The sequence below is a fragment of the Xanthomonas sp. A1809 genome (assembly GCF_017746015.1).
Taxonomy (GTDB): Bacteria; Pseudomonadota; Gammaproteobacteria; order Xanthomonadales; family Xanthomonadaceae; genus Xanthomonas; species Xanthomonas euvesicatoria.
The window spans coordinates 193,709-213,797 of the sequence record NZ_JAGHWZ010000016.1 but is presented as its reverse complement, the minus strand read 5'-3'; the positions used below and the strand labels follow the sequence as shown (position 1 = coordinate 213,797).

Below are 20,089 nucleotides of genomic sequence, written 5' to 3'. Positions count from 1 at the left end.
TCCCATGTCGTCGTTTCTGGACACACGCATCAGCCGCCGTCGCCTGATGGCTGCCGCCGGCACCTCGCTGCTGGCCACCAGTCTCGCCACACCGGCCATGACGCCACCGCCCTCGGATGTGGGCCGCAAGTTTCTGCGCTCGCGACGGCCGATGCCGTTTGCCGGCAATACCTTCGTGGGTCATCTGGAACAACAGGGCGATGGCTACGACAGCTTCGACCGCGTGCTGAACATCTACCGCCAATTCCCCGAGCAGCGCTTTGCCCACAAGTTCGCCGTGCTGCCGCCGAGCAGCTACCACGTGACCTTGCTGGGCGGGGTCAACGAGATCGATCGTGCGCGTGGGCCCTGGCCGAGCGATCTTCCGCGCGACCATGCCTTGGCAGATATCAACGCGGCCTATCTGGCGCGGTTGAAGGAGCGCGCCGCACCGCCGCTGGGCGCTTGCCGCTTCCTGGTCAACCCCACCGCAGCCAGGACCGGCAATAACGACAATCTGCTGATTCCGTTGAAGCCGGCCGACACGCAAACCGCGCAGCGCCTGGAAGCTGCGCGCCAGGCGCTGATGCAACTGACACGTTTGCAGCGCCCCGACTACACCAACTTCCAGTTTCATATTTCGCTGGCCTACCTGTGCGACACGCTGGATGCGGCAGAGCAGACGGCGTATCGCACCGCGGTGCGCGGCTGGCTCACACAGCTGGCAGCCGCGGGGCCGATCACGGTGCCACGCTTTCATTTTTGTACGTTCGACGACATGGACGCGTTTCGCACGGTGCTAGAGGTCTGAGGTTGCCTGAAGTCGGCGGCGCAGCGATGTGCGCCGGCCACGTATTTCAGAACTCCCCGCCGCGCACAGAGCGCTTGGTTTTCCGCCTGGCGTGCTCGGCAAAGGCCTGGCGCTGCGCTCGTCTTGCGCATCGCCCGCTACCGGTGCGCTTGCGTCACCGCCGTGGTCATCTGCCACGCGGCACACTCCTGCTCGAACTCGGCCAGCGTCAGCAGCCCCATGCAGGCATGCGCACCGATCGGCAACCGATGCCCGGCGGCAAGTTTGCGTATCAGCAAGACAGCAGCGAAACACGGAATTTCCGGGCCGTGCAGCATCGCGGCGGTGAGGTCCCAGTGCAGCACCAGCGGGCGGCTTGCCCCGTCCGTGCCATCGCAGGTGCCGCGCAGCTCCACGCGCATGCCGCCCAGATCGGTGCCGAAGCGGTCGAACCAGCGCCCGGCGTTGGCAAACACATCGGCCAGGCGCTGCATCGGTAGCGGCACGCCGCGTCGACGTAGCCAGGCGACGCCGGCCAGGCAGCGCTGCAGGAACGCCACTTCCAGCGCCGCACGAAATTGCACGGTCTGCACGCCGGGATAGCGCTGCGGCAACAGGTCGTGATCGGGCACATCGCACGGCGAGGCCAGGCGTGGGGCGAGCTGCGCGAAGCGCACGCGCGTGGGGCGCGCCCAGCCCACCACCTGCTGCCAGCGGCCGGCCTGCCACCAGTGGAAGGGCGTGCCGCAATACGACAGCACCGCACGCACCGTGGCCAGGCCCAACGGCGTGCCCTGCGCGGGCGCGATGACGATGCCGATCTCGTGCAATGCCGAAAAGCGCGGCAACAGCGCATCGATCACCGCGCTGGACAACGCCGGCAAGGTACTGGCGCCGCTGATCGCCACGCGCTGGGCCTGCCGCGCGGCGGCATCCATCGCCGCGGGGAAATCGCGGACGAAGGCGCGGCCATCGGCCAGATCGATGTAGTGCATGCCGGCCTGCAGGCAACAGCGGGCCACCGCGTACTCCTGTCCCTGGAACGGCCCGGCGGTATGCACCACCGCATCGGCACCGGTGGCCGCCAGCTGCGCAGGGAAGTCGCTGGCATCGATATCCAGGCGACAGGTGGAGATGCGACCGGGTGCGGTACCCGGCCATTTGGTCGCGACATCGCCCGGATGCCGCCCTGCCGCGATGACATGGATCTGCGCCGTTGCCGCCAGCGCACGCACGATGCGTGCACCGAAATGACCGAAGCCGCCCAACACCACTACCCGATACGTCATGGCCTGCCCGCCGCCTGTGTCTGTGCACAGTATCGGCGCGCGCACCGTCATCTGCGCTTGTGCTGTTGCGCGGCCGGCACTCTGCCACTAACCGTCGATACGCGTCACGCGCCCGCTTCTCAGTGCTTCGCGCAATACCTTCAATGCCTGCTGCGTGGCCAGGCGGGATGCACCGGCCTGCTTGCTCGCCAACACGGCCTGCCGTTGCGCCAGTGCCTGTTGCTGCCTGGACAACGCCTGCAGCGCATCGGGGGTTGCAGGCGGCTGCGCCGAGGTGGAGGTCGTGGCCGATGCGGTGCGTGTCGAGGCCTGCAGCAGGCGCGGCGCGGCATGCGCAGACAGCTGCGCGGCGAGTGCGGCCTGCCGTTCGCTCAAGGCCTGCTGACGTGCGGCCAACCCGGCTTGCGCGTCGGCCAATTGCCGGCTGCGCAGATGCGCCACGGCCAGCTGATGGAGCAACGTCGGGTCGCGCACCAGGTACTGCTTGCCATCGGCGCGAAACCACAACACCCGTCTTCCATCGCCAGCGTAGCGGCGCGCCGTCTGCAGATCATCGGGCGTGCCGTGCATCACTTCGCGATCGCCATGTATCAGCACGTAGGCATCGCCTTGGCTCTGCGTGTTTGCAATGGCATGGCCGCAGGATGTCGGCATGCCCATGCGCGGCCGTGCCGGCACAGTAACTGCAGTCGGTGCAGCGGGAGCGACCGGTGGCGCTGGAGAAATGGCAGGCGCAGCGGGCGCTGCTGGTGCCGTCCGGGCACCGGCGACGGCAAGCGCAGGCGTCATCGAGACGGCCGGCGCTAGCGGAGCGATCGCAGGCGCGCGCCGTGCCGCGACAACCGGCACGGTTCGCGCAACGGTACTCTCCGGCGTGACTGGCGCAACCGTTGCAATGCCATCCACAGGCAAGACATCGGCAATGTATGCAAGCTGCGTTGTTGCTGACGCAGCAGAACCAGCAAATACCGGTGCAGCAGGTGAGCTGCGCACACCGGCAACTGCAGGCACGGCAGAGGCGTGTGCGATGGCCGCGCCGCCGGCAACTGCGGCAAGGGCCAACAGCAACGCCGAGCGCAGGCACAGCACGGGGGAAGTGGTCTGGATCATGTGAGATCTCCACGAAAGGCACAGCGAGTTGAGTGCCGCCTGCGCAGGGCACGCAGGCGGATGGAAACAGCGATCACGCGGCCACGGCGTTGCCGACGCTGCAGGCGTCGTGACGCAGGAGTGCCGGGCTGTGGCGGGCCCGTGGTGATGCAGGTGCTGCCGTTACCCAGGCGATGCCAATGCAGTGCGCCGGCCGCTGCTTGGCGTCGGGACCTGCGCCGAAAAGCAGCGAAAGGTGACTCCACTCACCGCCCGGTGGGTGCCGGGCGGTGCTCTGAAACGGCATGTACCGCGCCTACACTGCGATTCCGATCGCGCTGGCCACGCCCACCCGACGACTGCTCGCGACGCTCTGTTCTCCGCTGTTACTGCGGCCGCGCGTGTGCCGGCCGTGCACGGCCGGATGTGCAGCGGGCTGCATGCCATGCGTTGCTGCTCCGTGGCCAACGGAACCCCATCGCCGCGGTAACGTGCGGTCTACCGCGAGCCGCGCTGGTTCTCCTTACTGGACTGCTGCGGCAGCCGGCAAACCGGTGCGAACAGCTGTCGGCGATGGCGATCGGCTGGCGTAATGCGCGCGCCAAGAAGCGATGCGTTCCCGAACCTGCACGTGGTGCATGCCGACTGCTGGTACCGACCATGCGCCCCTGACGGTGAGCGCAGCCGTCTGGTCGATCGCGCCTAGTTGTTCTTCGCCCGCTCTGCTTCTGCTTGCGCTTGGTCTGCCTCTGCTTGCGCTTTTTCGGCCTCGACCTGCGCTTGCGCTGCCTCGCGTTGCGCTTGCGCCGCTTCCCGTTGCCCACGTTCGGCCTCGGCGCGGCCCTGAAGAGCGGCCTGCTTGGCCATTTCGACCTGGTGCCGCGACAGCGCGTCCGCCTGGCGCACCGCGGCCGCATACGCGTATTGCGCCTGACGATGCTGTTGCGTCATTTCGCGAATCTGCTGCTCGGCTTGCCGCGCTTGCTGTTGCGCTTCCTGTTTGGCCTGCGCCAGTTCTGGGCCTAGCGAGGCCAGTTGTTCGCGTGCGTCCTGCAATGCGTCCTGCGCGGCCTGCATGCGGTCTTGCTGCAGTTCAAGGTCGTGGTTGTCGGCAGCGAGCGCATCGTGCACGGCGGCTTGCGCGTCACGGCTGGCATCGCGGCGGATGCGGTCCAGGTCGAGATTCCAGCCGCTGTCTATCGGGTCTGCGTCCTCGTCATGCAGCGGTTCGGCGCCCAGCACATCGGCGATGACACCGTGCGTGGCAGGGGCGGCCACTTGCGCCGGCGCAGCTGGCAGCGCCGGCAACGCGCGCATCGGCGCTGCGGCGTCGGCAGGCTCCGCCGTGCTGCTGACCTGTGCACGCGGCGCTGCCGGGGCCGTCACCACGACCGGCTGCATGCCGGCAGACGTCACCGGTGCCGGCACCGGCATGGCCACCAGGCGCAGCGGCAGCACACCGCAGACCGCCACCGCGGCCAGAATCATCGCGGCAGCCAGCCGCGGAAACGCGTGGGTGTCCTGCAACATCGACAGCCTGCGCTTCAAGCTGATGAACGAAGGCGAGGCACTTGCCACGCCACCGCGCGGGCGCGGCGCCACACCCAGTTGCAGCAACAAGCGGCCGTAGTCGTGGCGGCAATGGCGGTGCCCGGCGACCACGGCGGCATCGCAGGCGGCTTCGCGGGCGATTGCATATTCGCGCGCGGCCAGATGCACCAGCGGGTGGAAGAAGAACAGGTGCTGCGCCAGCGCCGGCAGCAAGCCCCACCACAGATCGCCACGACGCAGATGGATCAGCTCATGGGTCAGCGCCATGTCCAGATCGTCATCGGCCATGTGCGGCAAGCGTGCAGCGGGCAACAGCAACACCGGTTGCCACGGGCCGATCAACTGGGGCGAATCGATCTGCGCCGACAACCGCAGCGCCGGCGGGCGCGACAAGCCATGCGCTTCAGCAGCCATCTGCAACGCCTGCACCAGGGCGCGGTCGTTGCAGGGCTGCGCGGTGCGCACCAATGCACGGCTGCGCAGATAGGCGCGCGCCGTGCCGGCAGCCAGCACCAGCACGCCGGCCGCCCACAGTGCCAGCAATGCCACCGGCCAGGTCGACCAGGCGCCAACCTGCATGGCCTGCGCGGTGACGCCTGCATGCGCGGCCGTGGATGCCGCGGCGGTGGCGTTTGCCAGTGGCGCCAGGCTGTCGGCCGAGCCCAGCGCCGTGGTCACGCTGTGCGCCGGCAGCACCGGCAACTGCACCGGGTTGCTCCATACCAGGCCCACCACCGCCTGCACGCCCACCAGCCACCACAACCAGGTCTGCGTGGCTGCCGGCAGGCGGCGCACGCCGCGGCACAGCGCCCACACCACCAACACCAGCACCGCGGTCTGCACGCTGGTGGCGCCAAGCTTCCATAACACCGCTTCGATCAGGGGCGACATGACTCAATCCTCCTTGCGCTGCGATTGCAGCTTGGCAACCAATGCTTCGAGTTCGGCCAGTTCGGTATCGCTGACTTCGGCGCGTTGCGACATCCACGCCACGAACGGCGACACCGAGCCCTGCAGGGTCTTCTCGACGAACTGCCCCACCGCCCCGCGCACCACATCGTCCTGGCCGGCGGTGGCGCTGTAGCGGTACACACCCTCGACCTGCTTGCGGCGCAGGAAGCCCTTGGCCCGCAGCCGCTCCATCATGGTCAGCACGGTGGAGCGGGCGAGCCCGCGCGGCTCGCCGAACGCCCCCGCCACTTCGCCCACGCTGGCATGCCGCTGTTCTTCGATGTATTGCAGCAGGGCCAGCTCCTGGTCCCCGATGGTCTTGCCGCGCATGGCGCTCTCCATGACTACAGTTGTCGCTACCGTAGGCCTGACGACAGCTGTAGTCAATAGGTCGGATGGCAGGGGGGCGTGTGGGTGGCCGTGGCGTCTGTGTGCCTTTGCCAAGGCCCGATGGCACGGCAACCGCTTGCGCGCAGAAGTTCGCCACGCGCTGGCGGACCTGGCGCACGTTCAACAGAACGGCGCCACCGCCCTACCCCTTCAACACCAACGACGCGTCCGGATAGCGGGCGCAGATGAAATCCACGAAGGCGCGTACCTTCGGCGCTGCCAGGCGCCGGGAGGTGTGCAATACCCACAATGCCGGCGCCACGCCGGAGATCGTTCCCCACTGCAGCAATTGGCCGCGTGCGAGTTGCTGCCACGCGATCGACTGCGGAATCAACGCAACGCCGCCACCGGCAATCACCGCATCGCGCACCATCAGGAACGAGGAAAACCGCATCCGCGGAATCGGCTCCAGGACCAGGCGCCCACCATCCAGCGTCCAGGTCGTGGGCTCGAAGCTGGACATCACCACGCCGGGCACCGGATGCACCGCATCGCCAGACGGCATGGCGATGGACGGTGCGGCCACCACCACCAACCGGTCCTTGGCAAAGCAACGCCCGACCAGGCGGCTGTCCGGGCTTGGGTTGATGCGGATGGCGACATCGAACTGCTCTTCCATCAGATCGACCGTGCGGTCCTCGGCCACCACCTCCAGCGTGATCTCCGGATAGGCCGCACAGAAGTCGGCGCCGATGTGCCCCATCGCCAGTTGGGAGAACAACACCGGGGACGCCACGCGCAAGCGGCCGCGCGGCGATGACAACCCCTCGCGCGCGGCTGTCATCGCCTCGGCCACCTCGCTCAACGGCACCTGGGTGCGCTCCATCAACTGCTGTCCTGCCTCGGTGAGCTTGAGTCCACGGGCACTGCGCTCGACCAGGCGCACCCCCAGCTGTTCCTCCAGCTCGGTGATGCGCCGCGACAAGGTCGCCTTCGATCTGCCGCTCGCGCGGCTGGCCTTGCCCAGCCCCTGGTTGGCGGCCACCAGCGAGAAATCGATCAGGGCATTGAGGTCCATGCTGTTCCACATCTGAAACGGGATGTCTACATCCTGGCGTCTTCGTACTGGCAGTGCAACGGCATATCGTTGCCCTACCCACCGGGCGGCCGCACCGGCAGCAGCACCACCACACCGGCCGCTTCGCTCCGATCCAACCGTCCATCCAACGCAGGAGATTCACCATGAGCATTCTCGTCACCGGTGCCACCGGCACCGTCGGTTCCCTGGTCACCCAAGGCCTTGCCGACGCCGGCACGCAGGTCAAGGCGCTGGTCCGCCAGCAAGGCAAACGCTCCTTTCCGGCAGGTGTCACCGAAGTGGTGGCAGACCTCACCGACGTCGCATCGATGCGCGCCGCACTGGCATCGGTGCGCACGCTGTTCCTGTTGAATGCGGTCACCCCCGACGAAGTGACCCAGGCGCTGATCGCATTGAATCTGGCCAAGGAAGCCGGCATCGAGCGCATCGTGTATCTGTCGGTGATCCATGCCGACACGTACACCAACGTGCCGCACTTCACCGGCAAGCACACCGTCGAGCGCATGATCGAAAGCCTGGAAATTCCGGCAACGATCCTGCGGCCGGCGTACTTCATGCAGAACGAAGGCATGGTGCAGCAGACGATCACCGAATACGGCCTCTACCCGATGCCGATCGGCGCACAGGGCATCGCGATGATCGATGCGCGCGACATCGCCGATATCGCGGTCGTCGAGCTGCTGCGCCGCGACCGTGCGGACGGTCCGTTGCCACGCGTCACGCTCGACTTGGTCGGCCCGCAGGCACTGACCGGGGTGGATGCGGCCAAGGTCTGGAGCGCAGCGCTTGGGCGCGAGATCGCCTACGCCGGCGATGACGTGGCCGCCTTCGAAGCACAGCTGGCGGCGTACGGCCCGTCGTGGCTGGCCTATGACATGCGCCTGATGATGGCCGGCATCCAGCGCCTGGGCATGCACGCGGCAGAGGGCACGGTGGCGCAGTTGCAGGCGCTGCTGGGACGTCCGCTGCGCACCTATGAAGCCTTCGTGCGCGAGGCGACTGCGCCGGCGTGAGCGCAGGCGGCGTAGCAAACGCGGGGATTCTCGCGCTTGCTACGCGATGTGCGCGGCGTCAGGTCGGTTCGCGGTTGCGTTAGTGCGCCTGCGCAGGCACCAGGTCGAAGATCTGTTCGGTTGCCGCATCTACCGCAGCGCGCGTGTACAGCAGCGGGAAATAGCTTCCATTGAGCCATAGCGGTGCGAGGTCGCGGTAATGCGGGCTGGCCGGGTCGCCGGACTGGCCGGGGTAATTCATGGCGCGAGAGTTATCCCAATTGCCCAGGTCGATGATCAATCGTGCAGAAGGACCGATCGTCTGGCGAAAATCGGCAGGGTCGTAGCTGGACTGATTCGGCGTATAAGGGCTGCCGCCCTTGGCGAACGGGCCGACATCAAGCAGCGCGCGATCGGCCCCGGCCACCGCGCTCATCGCATGCGAGATCTTGTTGGTATGCAGTTTGCCCCATTGCCACTGCGAGGCATCGGGGCCTTGCAGCGAGACAAGCGCCTGGTACGCACTGCGCAACGACTGCAGCAGCAACTGGTCGCGGCGTGCGGCCGGCGTTGCGCCGAACGCGGCGCCGGGATGTTCCAGCGCATCCAGCATGGCCGCGGCATCGGGCGCGCCGAAGCTGTCGGCCTCCGACGGCTGCAATCGCAACGCTTTGTATGCATTGCCCAGATAGCGACTGAACCAGACCTCTTCCAGCGCTGCGGCGGGCGACGTAGCGCTGACCTCGCCATTCCATGGCCGCAGCAGCGTCAGTGCGGCGCTGATATCAGGGTCCTGCGAACGCAGCGGTCGCAATAATGCGGCCAGGCGTTGCGCGGGCAACGAGACCTGATCGTTCTGCAGTCTTTCCGAATCCTCCAGCGTCACCTTGGGCAGCTGCGAGAGCACCTGGGTGATGCGGGCATGGCGAGCCTCATTGGCCCACTCAAAGCCAAGTTTGCGCTGCGCAACCGGGTAGCCGGCGGGCAGGTTCATCTCGTTGGAGGTGGTGATGAAGCCGGCTTTGGGATTCTTCGACCAGGGCAACACCGTGCTGTCCCAGAAGCCGTTCCATTCGTAGCGGCCATCGCCGGGCACGGGCAGCAATCCATCGCCGTGATCGCGGCGCGGGGTCATGCCGGCGGTGGCCCAGCCGATGGTTCCGCCGACATCTGCATAGACCTGGTTGACCGACGGCGCTCCCCAATGGGCGAGTGCGGCCTTGAACTGCACGAACGCGTTGCTGCGCAGGTAGCGTAGCGAGCCCAGATAGGGCGCCGCGCCGGGCTGGCTCCATACCGACCGCAGCGCATACGCCACATGTTTTTCGACATCGACATAGATCACCGGCCCGTGACGGGTGAATTGCAGCTCTGTTGTCACCGGCGCGGCGCCGCGCACGGCGATCTGTTCGTGCTCGCTGCGCAGCGGCTCCCATTTGCCCTGGTACCAGTACGCCGCGTTGTCGTCTGGACGCAACCGATACACGTATAAATCTTCCTGATCGATGTTGAAGATGGTCAGGCCGAACGCGCTGGTTCGGTTATGCCCGATCGCGATGCCAGGCGCGGTGGGCTCGCCGGCACCGATGATGTCCAGACCAGGGCTGTTGAGATGCACGAAGTAGCGAAGACTGGGCACGTTGTAGGCCCGATGCGGGTCGTCCGCCAGCACCGCGTGACCGGTGGCGGATTTCTGCGACGCGATGACCCAGTTGTTGCTGCCTTCGGCAGAGGCGTCATCGTCAATGGCCGATAACGTCGATGCGATTGCCGCAAGTTGCGTGCTTGCGCTCAGCTTGGGGCTTTGCGTCGCCAGCTCGTAGACCTTCAGCACGTCTTTCGGCAGACACGGGTCCAGCCCGTCCGGCAGCGTGGTGGTCCAGGCCGGCTGCAGTCTCAGGCGTATCGCATCGACAGCCAGCGAGGCCTTGCAGGCGACGTTCGCACGCGCCACTTCGCTTTTGACATTACGGCTCAGGCCGGTGGTGCGGATGCGCAGCACATCCTCCGGCGCCCAGCGTTCGGGGCGATACCCCAGCTTGTCGAATTCGTAGGGCAGTGCCTGCGGGTGACTGTCCAGCCATGCGATATACGCATTGATGCCGGCGACGAATCGGCCCACGTCGCGCCGGGCAGTGGGCCCGTAACTGCTCCATTCCTGTGCCATGTCGCCGCGATACAGAAACAGCCGCGCGGCACGGTCCTGTTCCACATAGGTTGGCCCGAACGCATCGGAGAGATGGCCCAGCCCTTTGCGGCGAAGTAGATCCAGCTGAAACAAACGGTCTCGCGCCACATTGAAACCCTGCACGAAGAACGCGTCGTCGTCGGTCTGCGCGTAGATATGTGCCAGGCCCCACCTGTCCACGCGGATCTGCGCCGGCCGTTGGAGACCTGCCACCGTCATGGTGGCCTGGCTGGGCGCGGGCGCTGCACGTGCAACCGAAGGCGGCAGCGCCGCGCAGGCAACCAATGCAAGCAGCAGCGGTTTGATGGTCATGCTACTGATCGTCTGGGTTGGAAGCAGGAGTCTGCACCTCTCGCGCTGCTGGGCGAGGCGCTGTCCGGAAACGCTAGATTGGCAAGCGAATCCAGGTAGCCCAGCGTTGGCGCAGCGTGTCCGGCACGCTGACGATCATCGGCAGACACGGGTGAGGCCCGTCGCTGACACGGTGCCGCGCAGCATCTTCATGCCATCCCGACAACGCCACCTTCACGCTTGCGGCATTCTTGCCCTGGAGCTTCCCGATGATCCGTATCCTCGCCCCACTCGCTGCCGCTGCGTTGTTGTCGGCCTGTGCCTCCAACCAGGTGGCGCAGGTGCAGCCCATCGACGGCGCCATCTCCGGCCAGTGCCATAGCGACAAGGTGCGTGGTGCGGTGGGTCTGGCGGCGGCCGCGCAGACCATCGAACGTGCACGCGTGGATAGCGACAGCCAGCGCGTCATCGTGCGCCGCGGCGAGCGCGCCAGCGGCGGCACCACCGCCAGCGGCCTGGCCGACCCGGCCCAGGGCGCCAGCGAAAGCGGCGGCGATCAGCTCACCATCGAAACCGGCCCGAACAACAGCATCACGGCCATCTATTGCGGCTGAGGATTCGGGATTCGGGAATCGAAATTCGGGATCCGGTACGGCACTCGCTGCTGTCTGCGTCCCGAGGCGGCCACCTGGAATGGTTGACACCGCGTCGCTGATCGTCGCCAGGCGGACATGAGCGACGCGCAGGAACCGGCGTGCGCGCGGTACGTGATGCCCGCACACGCCGACACCCTGGCTGTGGCGAATGCCGTGGGTGTCAGCCTCGGGCGCTTAGGCCGACTTGCGCCTTGCCGCAGACGTCGACTGCGTCTTGAGCCTGCTGCGCGAAGCGCTCAAAAACTTCAGCGTGGCCGCTTCCCACTGGCGCTCGCCACGCACACCGGTGGCCATGGCCTGCAGCTGGCCCGCACGCCAGCCTTCGAAGACGCATGGGTCGATGTAGGCCTTGCGACACACCGAGGGCGTGTTGCCCAAGGCATCGGCCACTTCGCGGATGACATCGTTCTGCACTTGCTTGAGCGCACGTTCGCTGCTGCGCTCCGGCAGCGGCAGCCGGGCCAGGCGTTGCAGCGCGGCCAATGTGCCGCCCCAGGTGCGGAAATCCTTGGCGGTGAAGTCTTCGCCCATGGCCTCGCGCAGATAGTCGTTGACCTGCCCCGAATCCACCGGCTGCAATTGGCCATCGTCGTCGCGGTACTGGAACAGCGACTGCCCCGGCAGCTGCTGGCATTGCCGGATCAGTTTGACCAGTTGCTTGTCGTCCACTTCGATATCGTGGTCCTGGCCGCTCTTGCCGCGGAATTTCAGCCGCGCGCGTCCGCCCTTCAGAAATTCCATGTGCCGGTTGCGCAGCGTGGTCAGCCCGTAGGAGCGATTGCTGCGCGCGTATTCGGCATTGCCGACGCGTACCAGGGTGTCGGCCAGCAACGCCACCACGATCGCCAGCACCTTTTCGCGCGGGAATCCCGGCAGCACCAGATCGCGACGCAACCGCCGCCGCAACTTGGGCAGCGCAGTACCGAAGGCGATCACGCGTTCGAACTTGCCTTCGCCGCGGACCTGCGCCCAGTCGGCGTGATAGCGGTATTGCTTGCGCCGCCGCGCATCGCGCCCGGTCGCCTGCAGGTGGCCATTGGGCTTGGCGCAGATCCACACATCGGTATAGGCCGGCGGAATCGCCAGCGAACGGATGCGCTGCAAGGTGTCGGCATCGGCGATGCGTTGCCCGTCGGCATCGCGGTAACTGAAGCTCTTGCCGGCCTTGCGGCGACTGATGCCGGGCTGTTGGTCGTTGACATAGGTCAGCCCGGCCGCACGCGCGGTCGCCTTGGCCTGCGCCACAGCGGCTGCGCTTGCCACAGCGGCCGTGGCGACGGCGGCGCCGGTGGCGACCGCCGCGAGCTTGCCGGCGGTACTGACGGCGACTGCGGCATTGCGAACAACACGTTTGGCTTTCATTGCGCACAGGTCGAGGGACTGGCCGCGATTGTTGGCCGCAGCAAGACTAGGCTGCGTCAACGCTACGACAACGCCGTGTGCGCAAGCCATGCCCGTCGCGTGACTTTGTGCTTATGCTTGGGCATCCCCCTTTGCTGGAGTGATCGATGCGCGCTGTTCTACCTGTTGCTCGCCTGACCTGCACCCTGGTGATGCTGGCTGCATTGACTGCCTGCAACAAACCGCAACCCGATGAGCAGGAAGCCGTCACCGCCAAGGCCCAGCACGCGGCCGAACAAGCCGCTGCGCCCGCACCGGATGCAGCGCCGGAAGCGCCGCCGATCGGCACTTGCGATGCCACCCAGGTGCAATCGCTGGTGGGCCAGCCGTTGACCGATGCGGTGGGCGAACAGGCACGCAGCGATGCCGGCGCCAAGTCGGTGCGTGTGCTCAAACCCGGCCAGATGACCACCATGGAATTCAATGGCGAACGGCTCAATCTGGAAGTGGACGCCAAGAACGTGATCACCTCGGTGCGCTGCGGCTGAGACGGCCTTGGCGCCTGTCGCAAGACCGGCGCCAAGCCTGCTGGCACAAGGGGTTGCAGCGGTTCTCGTTGCAGCTGTAACGGTGTATTGCGGCACCGCATCAACTGTGGTCTAGTCGATCATCCGGTGACCTCTTCGAACGCTCCACGGATCGAGCGCTGCGACGTCGTCGCCGCTCTCCTAAGATCGCAAAGAGGCAGACATGGCCCCCCGCACTCGCCAAGGGCTCAACGACTACGGTCTCTACAACAGCGTGCGCGACGAGCGCGACGCGTGTGGTTTTGGCATGGTCGCCCAGTTGGACGACCAACCCTCCCGCGCGCTGGTGGATACCGCGATTGCGGCGCTCTCGCGCATGACCCACCGCGGCGGTGTCGCCGCCGACGGGCTCACCGGCGATGGCTGCGGCCTGCTGATTCGCAAACCCGATGCATTCCTGCGCGGGCTCGCGCGCGATGCCGGCATCCCCCTGGGCACGCGCTACGCGGCCGGTGTGGTGTTCCTGCCACTGGACGAAAGTGAGGCCGCGCGATGTCGCGCCGAACTGGAAGCGCAGCTGCAGGCCGCCGGCGTGCAGCTGCGCGGCTGGCGCGTGGTGCCCACCGACGACAGCGTGTGCGGCCAGCTGGCGCGCGACACCTTGCCGCGCATCGAGCAGGTGTTCGTCGATGCCGGTGCGAAGCAGACCGAAGACGGCTTTACCCTGGCGCTGTTCCTGGCACGCCGTCGCGCCGAGCAGCAGCTGCAGGGCGTGCCGGACTTCTACGTCACCACCCTCTCGCCCAACGGCATCAGCTACAAGGGCATGGTGCTGCCGGACAAGCTGAGCACGTTCTACCCGGACCTGCAGCGCAGCGACCTGTCCTCCAGCGCAATTGTCTTTCACCAGCGCTTTTCCACCAACACGCTGCCGCGCTGGCCGTTGGCGCACCCGTTCCGGCTGCTCGCGCACAACGGGGAAATCAACACCATCGAAGGCAACCGGCGCTGGGCGCAGGCGCGCAGCAAGGTGTGGCAGACCCCGCGCTTCGACATTGCCGAATTCGATCCGGTGATCTCCATGCACGGCTCCGATTCGCAGAGCCTGGACAACATGCTGGAGTTGCTGATCGCCGGTGGCATGGACCTGCTGCAGGCACTGCGCATCCTGGTGCCGCCGGCCACTCAATCGCTGGAGTTCAAGGACGCCGACCTGGCCGCGTTCTACGAGTTCTACGGCCTCAATACCGAACCCTGGGACGGCCCGGCCGGCATCGTGGCCTGCGACAGCCGCTACGCGGCCTGCATGCTCGACCGCAACGGCCTGCGCCCGGCGCGCTGGATGCTGACCTCCGACCGCCACTTCCTGGTCGCCTCCGAAGCCGGCGTGTGGGAATTGCCGGCCGAGCGCATCACCCGCAAGGGCAAGCTGGGCCCGGGCGAGATGATGGCCATCGACCTCAAGCGCGGCGACCTGCTCGATTCCGATGCCATCGACCGCATCAACCGCGCGCGCGCCCCGTACAAGCAATGGCTGCAGCAGGGCGTGACCTACCTGCAGACCGAGTTGATCGACCCCTCGCTGGTGGAAGAACCCTTCAGCGAGCAGACCCTGCGCAGCTATCACAAGCTGTTCCAGCTCAGCACCGAGGAAGTGGAACAGGTGCTGCGCCCGCTGGCCGAGACCGAGCAGGAAGCCACCGGCTCGATGGGCGACGACACCCCGATGGCGGTGCTCAGCCGCCAGACCCGGCCACTGTACGACTACTTCCGCCAGGCGTTCGCGCAGGTCACCAACCCGCCGATCGACCCGCTGCGCGAAGGCATCGCGATGTCGCTCACCACCCAGCTCGGCAGGGAGACCAATATCTTCCATGCCGGTGCGGAGACGGTGAACCACGTCATCCTCAACTCGCCGGTGCTCAGCCAGCGCAAGCTGCGCCAGCTGCTGAAGATGGAGCAGTACGTCGAGCGCAACCGCCTGATCGACCTGTCCTACAGCCTGGAAGAAGGCCTCAAGGCCGGGCTGGAGCGCATCTGCCAGGAGGTGGAAGCCGCCGCGCGCGACGGCGCGGTGATGCTGCTGCTGTCGGACCGTTACCCGGTGCCGGACCGGCCGATGGCGCATGCGCTGCTGGCCACCGGCGCGGTGCATCACCACCTGTGCAAGGTGGGCCTGCGCTGCGACGTCAACCTGATCATCGAGACCGGCACCGCGCGCGACCCGCACCACATGGCCTGCCTGCTCGGCGTCGGCGCCACCGCGGTGTATCCGTACCTGGCTTACCAGACGCTGTTCGACCTGGGTCGGCGCGGCATCCTGCAGCTGAGCAAGGGTGGCGAGCAGTCGCAGATCGGCCGCCGCTATCGCAAAGGCATCTACAAGGGCCTGTCCAAGATCATCTCCAAGATGGGCATCTGCACCATCGCCAGCTATCGCGGTGCGCAGCTGTTCGAGATCGTCGGGCTGGACCCGGACGTGGTGGACCTGTGCTTTGCCGACACCCCGGCGCGTATCGGCGGCGTGGATCTGGCACGGCTGGACACCGAGGCGCGCGAGCTGACCGTGCGCGCCTGGAACGACCAGCTCAAGCCGGAAGTGGGCGGGCTGCTGAAGTACGTGCACGGCGGCGAGTACCACATGTACAACCCCGACGTGGTCATGACGCTGCAGCGTGCCACCCGCACCGGCGATGCCGGCGACTGGCAGAAGTACGTGGACGCGGTGCATGCGCGCCCGGCCTCCACGCTGCGCGACCTGGTGCAGCTCAAGCGTGCCGACACCCCGACGCCACTGGATCAGGTGGCCCCGGCCGAAGATGTGCTGCGGCGCTTCGACAGCGCCGCCATCAGCCTGGGCGCGTTGTCGCCCGAGGCGCACGAAGCGCTGGCCATTGCGATGAACCGCCTGGGCGGGCGCAGCAACTCCGGCGAAGGCGGCGAAGATCCGGCCCGCTACGGCACCGAGAAGCGCTCCAAGATCAAGCAGGTGGCCTCCGGCCGCTTCGGCGTGACCCCGGAATACCTGGTCAATGCCGAGGTGCTGCAGATCAAGGTCGCCCAGGGCGCCAAGCCCGGCGAGGGCGGCCAGCTGCCCGGCCACAAGGTCAACGAACTGATCGCCCGGCTGCGCTACGCCAAGCCCGGCATCGGCCTGATCAGCCCGCCGCCGCATCACGACATCTATTCCATCGAAGACCTGGCCCAGCTGATCTACGACCTCAAGCAGGTCAACCCGACCGCGCTGGTCTCGGTGAAGCTGGTGGCGCATGCCGGCGTCGGCACGATTGCCGCCGGCGTGGTCAAGGCCGGCGCCGACCTGATCACCGTGTCCGGCCATGACGGCGGCACCGGTGCCAGCCCGGTCAGTTCGATCCGCTATGCCGGCGTGCCGTGGGAACTGGGCGTGGCCGAGTCGCACCAGGCGCTGGTGGCCAACGATCTGCGCGAGCGCACCATTCTGCAGACCGATGGCGGCCTGAAGACCGGCCTGGACGTGGTCAAGGCCGCGCTGCTCGGCGCCGACAGCTTCGGCTTCGGCACCGCGCCGATGATCGTGCTGGGCTGCAAGTACCTGCGCATCTGCCACCTCAACAACTGCGCCACCGGCGTGGCCACCCAGGACGAGCGCCTGCGCGCCGGCTACTTCACCGGCCTGCCGGAGCGGGTGGAGCACTTTTTCCGCCTGCTGGCCGAAGAAGTGCGCCAGTGGCTGTCGTACCTGGGCGTGCGCTCGCTGGACGAGATCGTCGGCCGCACCGACCTGCTGGAACAGCTGGAGGTTTCGCCGCGCCCCGGCGTCAAGGTCGACCTCTCGCGCCTGCTCACGCATGCCCGCTACGACGGCAGCCACTGCGCCGCCCAGCGCCTGTACGAATCGCCGGACAGCCTGGCCACGCAGATGGATGGCCTGCTCGCCGATGCAATCGCCAACAAGCGCGGTGGCGACCATCGCTTCCTGATCCACAACACCGACCGCTCGATCGGCGCACGCCTGTCCGGCGCCATCGCGCGCGTGCACGGCAACCACGGCATGAGCGATGCGCCCTTGAATCTGCGCTTCCGCGGCACCGCCGGGCAGAGCTTCGGCGCGTTCAACGCCGGTGGCCTGCAGCTGGAGTTGGAAGGCGAAGCCAACGACTACGTCGGCAAGGGCATGGCCGGCGGGCGATTGGTGGTGCGTCCGCCGCGCGGCGCGCGCTTCGAGGCACGCAACACGCCGATCGTCGGCAACACCTGCCTGTACGGCGCCACCGGCGGCGAGCTGTTCGCGGCCGGGCGCGCAGGCGAACGCTTTGCGGTGCGCAACTCCGGCGCGCTTGCGGTGGTGGAAGGCGCCGGCGACCACTGCTGCGAATACATGACCGATGGCATCGTGCTGGTGCTGGGCAAGGTGGGCCTGAACTTCGGCGCCGGCTTCACCGGCGGCCTGGCCTACGTGCTGGATATCGAACGCGACTTCGTGGACCGCTACAACCACGAGCTGATCGACATCCACCGCGTCTCGGCCGAAGGCTTCGAGAACCATCGCCAGCATCTGCATACGCTGATCAGCCGCCACCGCGAGCTGACCGGCAGCATCTGGGCGCAGCAGATCCTGGACGAGTTCCGCGACTACATCGGCAAGTTCTGGCTGGTCAAACCCAAGGCCGCCAGCATCGAGTCGCTGACGGAGTCGCTCAGGCGGGCGGCCTGAGTGACGGGATTGGGGATTCGGGATTGGGGATTCGCTCAAGCCATGCGACCTGTCGTCGCCTTGGCAAATCCCGATGTCCGAATCTCCACTCCCTGCTCTCACGCGTCGATTGCTGTTCGAGATTCGCACTGCGTCAGACCCATGTCGCCCGCTGTTGCGAATCCCCAATCCCAACTCCCGAATCCCAGCCCCTATGAGCCGCAAACAAGCCTTCCAATTCCTCGACCTGCCCCGGACCATGCCCACGCGCATTCCGGTGGAACTGCGCACCTCCGGCGACTGGGGCGAGTTGTACGGCAAGTTCGACAAGGCCGATGCGCAATACCAGGCCGGCCGTTGCCTGGACTGCGGCAATCCGTATTGCAGCTGGAAATGCCCGGTACACAACGCCATCCCGCAGTGGCTGCAGCTGGTGCAGGAAAACCGCATCGAGGAAGCCGCCGCGCTATGCCATTCCACCAACCCGCTGCCGGAAGTGTGCGGGCGGGTGTGTCCGCAGGACCGCCTGTGCGAAGGCAGCTGCACGCTGGAGGAATTCGGCGCAGTCACCATCGGCGCGGTGGAGAAGTACATTGTCGACACCGCCTTCAAGATGGGCTGGCGCCCGGACCTGGGCAACGTGCAGCCGACCGGCCACCGCGTGGCGGTGATCGGCGCCGGCCCGGCTGGGCTGGCGTGTGCGGACCGGCTGGCGCGTGCCGGCATCGAGGCGGTGGTCTACGACCGCTATGAGCAGATCGGCGGGCTGCTGCAGTTCGGCATCCCCAGCTTCAAGCTGGACAAGTCGGTGATCGGCAAGCGCCGCGAGATCCTCGAAGGCATGGGCGTGCAGTTCCGCCTGGGCGTGGAGATCGGCCGCGACGTCAGCATCGAGCAGTTGCTGGGCGAATACGATGCGGTGTTCTTAGGGACCGGCGCCTATCGCTACACCGACGGCGGCCTGCCCGGGCAAGACCTGAAGAACGTGCTGCCGGCGCTGCCGTTCCTGGTGCAGAACAGCCGCATCGTCAGCGGCAACGACCCGCACGGCCGGCCGATCGCCGGCTGGGAAGACCAGCTCGCCCTGCCCGACCTCAGCGGCAAGCGCGTGGTGGTGCTGGGCGGCGGCGATACCGGCATGGACTGCGTGCGCAGCGCCATTCGCCTGGGCGCGGCCAAGGTCACCTGCGCCTACCGCCGCGACGAAGCCAGCATGCCCGGCTCGGCGCGCGAGGTGGCCAACGCGCGCGAAGAAGGCGTGCGCTTTTTGTTCAACCGCCAGCCGCTGTCGATCGAATCCGGCGCCGACGACGAAGCCATCGGCGTGACCGTGGTGGAAACCAGATTAGGTGAGCCCGATGCCAGCGGCCGCCGCAATGCGGTGCCGGTGGAAGGCAGCGAATCGCTGCTGGAAGCGGACGTGGTAATCATCGCCTTCGGCTTCTCGCCCACCCTGCCCGACTGGTTGTCCTCGCAGGGCGTGGAAGCCGGCAGCAACGGCCGCATCGTCGCCCCGGCCGACGGCAACGGCCGCCTGCCCTACCAGACCAGCAACCCGCGCCTGTTCGCCGGCGGCGACTGCGTGCGCGGTGCGGACCTGGTGGTCACCGCAGTGGCCGAAGGCCGCGATGCGGCGGGAAGCATCGTGCAGCTGCTGGGGGTGAACGCGCAGGTCAAGGAGCCGGCTGCGGCATGAGGGCGTGAGCGTATGCTACGCGCCATGGCCAATTCCACCACAAATCTAGACAAGGCATCAAAGCGCGTCGCCTGGTGCTGCGCGCTTGTCACTGCCGCATGCACTGCGATAGCTGTCGACTGGTCCTTCTTCGCAACAACAGGCCAGGTGTTGATAGCGCTCCTTCTATTTGGAGTTACGGCGTTGCTTGGAGTAACTCCGTACGCCATTTATTCTTTTTTCTTGCCAATATCAAACGCAGGCCCGGCACAGAAGCTGTTTGTGTTGTGCACTCTCATCGCACTTTCACTCGTGCCAAACGCGTGGTGGATTGCAACAACTGCCCGCACCGATGGCTGGAACTTTTTCATCGTTCCGGTGCTGCAGATCTTTTATCTTCTCATTATCGTTCCTTTCATTATCGTGCTCACGCATGCTCTTTGGCGCAGATTGGATCGCAGGCGCTACAACTAGCAACTAAGCTAAGCAGACGCCCGCTCCTGACGAAATTCGATTTATGCTCACATGCGTGGATGTGGATAGCTGTATTTCCATCTTGGTTAAGGCAATGAGATCGCATCCGCGCCAGACGTAAATGTCCGTCTGAGTGCATTGTGCCGAGACGATTCAATCTTATTTGCTGATCCACAGAAGGATCGCATCATT

14 protein-coding genes and 1 other RNA gene are annotated in these 20,089 nt (G+C 66.6%); 8 read left to right on the top strand and 7 right to left on the bottom strand.

Translation table 11 applies throughout. The features are described 5' to 3' along the window. Nucleotides 1–4 precede the first annotated feature (4 nt). The gene (locus J7396_RS19550) at nucleotides 5–790 is read left to right on the top strand and encodes a DUF1868 domain-containing protein (RefSeq protein ID WP_209261956.1); all 786 of its coding nucleotides are present in this window, start codon (nucleotides 5–7) and stop codon (nucleotides 788–790) included. A gap of 137 nt (nucleotides 791–927) precedes the next feature. Here J7396_RS19550 and J7396_RS19545 read toward each other — a convergent pair whose 3' ends face one another. Continuing rightward, nucleotides 928–2,109 carry a saccharopine dehydrogenase NADP-binding domain-containing protein gene (locus J7396_RS19545; protein WP_209261955.1) on the bottom strand — a complete coding sequence of 394 codons (1,182 nt, stop codon included), beginning with the start codon at nucleotides 2,107–2,109 and terminating at the stop codon, nucleotides 928–930. A gap of 36 nt (nucleotides 2,110–2,145) precedes the next feature. Beyond that, entirely contained in the window at nucleotides 2,146–2,712 is a 567-nt protein-coding gene (locus J7396_RS19540) for a hypothetical protein (protein WP_209261954.1), read from the bottom strand. 740 nt (nucleotides 2,713–3,452) lie between these two features. Here J7396_RS19540 and J7396_RS19535 point away from each other — a divergent pair. Beyond that, nucleotides 3,453–3,529: non-coding RNA, sX9 sRNA (locus J7396_RS19535), on the top strand. A 320-nt stretch (nucleotides 3,530–3,849) separates the two neighbouring features. Here the strand turns inward: J7396_RS19535 and J7396_RS19530 are convergent. From J7396_RS19530 to J7396_RS19520, 3 genes are all read right to left on the bottom strand, one after another. Then, nucleotides 3,850–5,589, bottom strand: coding sequence for a M56 family metallopeptidase (locus J7396_RS19530; protein WP_209261953.1), 1,740 nt, complete (start codon nucleotides 5,587–5,589; stop codon nucleotides 3,850–3,852). 3 nt (nucleotides 5,590–5,592) lie between these two features. After that, nucleotides 5,593–5,991, bottom strand: a complete 399-nt coding sequence (locus J7396_RS19525; RefSeq protein ID WP_008572904.1) for a BlaI/MecI/CopY family transcriptional regulator — start codon at nucleotides 5,989–5,991, stop codon at nucleotides 5,593–5,595. A 190-nt stretch (nucleotides 5,992–6,181) separates the two neighbouring features. Then, nucleotides 6,182–7,057 carry a LysR family transcriptional regulator gene (locus J7396_RS19520; RefSeq protein ID WP_014088886.1) on the bottom strand — a complete coding sequence of 292 codons (876 nt, stop codon included), beginning with the start codon at nucleotides 7,055–7,057 and terminating at the stop codon, nucleotides 6,182–6,184. Between the two features lie 164 nt (nucleotides 7,058–7,221). Between J7396_RS19520 and J7396_RS19515 the strand changes: the two genes are divergently transcribed. Then, on the top strand, nucleotides 7,222–8,091 hold the full coding sequence (locus J7396_RS19515) for an NmrA family NAD(P)-binding protein (RefSeq protein WP_209261952.1): 870 nt from the start codon (nucleotides 7,222–7,224) through the stop codon (nucleotides 8,089–8,091). Nucleotides 8,092–8,170: 79 nt separating this feature from the next. Here J7396_RS19515 and J7396_RS19510 read toward each other — a convergent pair whose 3' ends face one another. Continuing rightward, a complete protein-coding gene (locus J7396_RS19510; RefSeq protein WP_209261951.1) occupies nucleotides 8,171–10,570 on the bottom strand; it encodes a penicillin acylase family protein in 2,400 nt (799 codons plus the stop codon). 248 nt (nucleotides 10,571–10,818) lie between these two features. Here J7396_RS19510 and J7396_RS19505 point away from each other — a divergent pair, with 248 nt between their 5' ends. Then, nucleotides 10,819–11,163, top strand: coding sequence for a hypothetical protein (locus J7396_RS19505; protein ID WP_031420473.1), 345 nt, complete (start codon nucleotides 10,819–10,821; stop codon nucleotides 11,161–11,163). A 216-nt stretch (nucleotides 11,164–11,379) separates the two neighbouring features. Here the strand turns inward: J7396_RS19505 and J7396_RS19500 are convergent, their stop codons facing one another. After that, on the bottom strand, nucleotides 11,380–12,657 hold the full coding sequence (locus tag J7396_RS19500) for a DNA topoisomerase IB (protein ID WP_014088883.1): 1,278 nt from the start codon (nucleotides 12,655–12,657) through the stop codon (nucleotides 11,380–11,382). Nucleotides 12,658–12,713: 56 nt separating this feature from the next. On the opposite strand from J7396_RS19500, the gene J7396_RS19495 reads away from it, so the two are divergent. From J7396_RS19495 to J7396_RS19480, 4 genes are all read left to right on the top strand, one after another. Beyond that, nucleotides 12,714–13,094: an I78 family peptidase inhibitor gene (locus J7396_RS19495; RefSeq protein WP_011345797.1), complete on the top strand. Its 381-nt coding sequence runs from the start codon at nucleotides 12,714–12,716 to the stop codon at nucleotides 13,092–13,094. Between the two features lie 202 nt (nucleotides 13,095–13,296). After that, nucleotides 13,297–17,769: a glutamate synthase large subunit gene (gene gltB / locus J7396_RS19490; protein ID WP_209261950.1), complete on the top strand. Its 4,473-nt coding sequence runs from the start codon at nucleotides 13,297–13,299 to the stop codon at nucleotides 17,767–17,769. A gap of 193 nt (nucleotides 17,770–17,962) precedes the next feature. Next, nucleotides 17,963–19,444 carry an FAD-dependent oxidoreductase gene (locus J7396_RS19485; protein WP_209261949.1) on the top strand — a complete coding sequence of 494 codons (1,482 nt, stop codon included), beginning with the start codon at nucleotides 17,963–17,965 and terminating at the stop codon, nucleotides 19,442–19,444. 24 nt (nucleotides 19,445–19,468) lie between these two features. Next, nucleotides 19,469–19,897 (top strand): hypothetical protein, encoded by a 429-nt coding sequence (locus J7396_RS19480; RefSeq protein WP_074038674.1) that lies wholly within the window; start codon nucleotides 19,469–19,471, stop codon nucleotides 19,895–19,897. Nucleotides 19,898–20,089 lie beyond the last annotated feature (192 nt).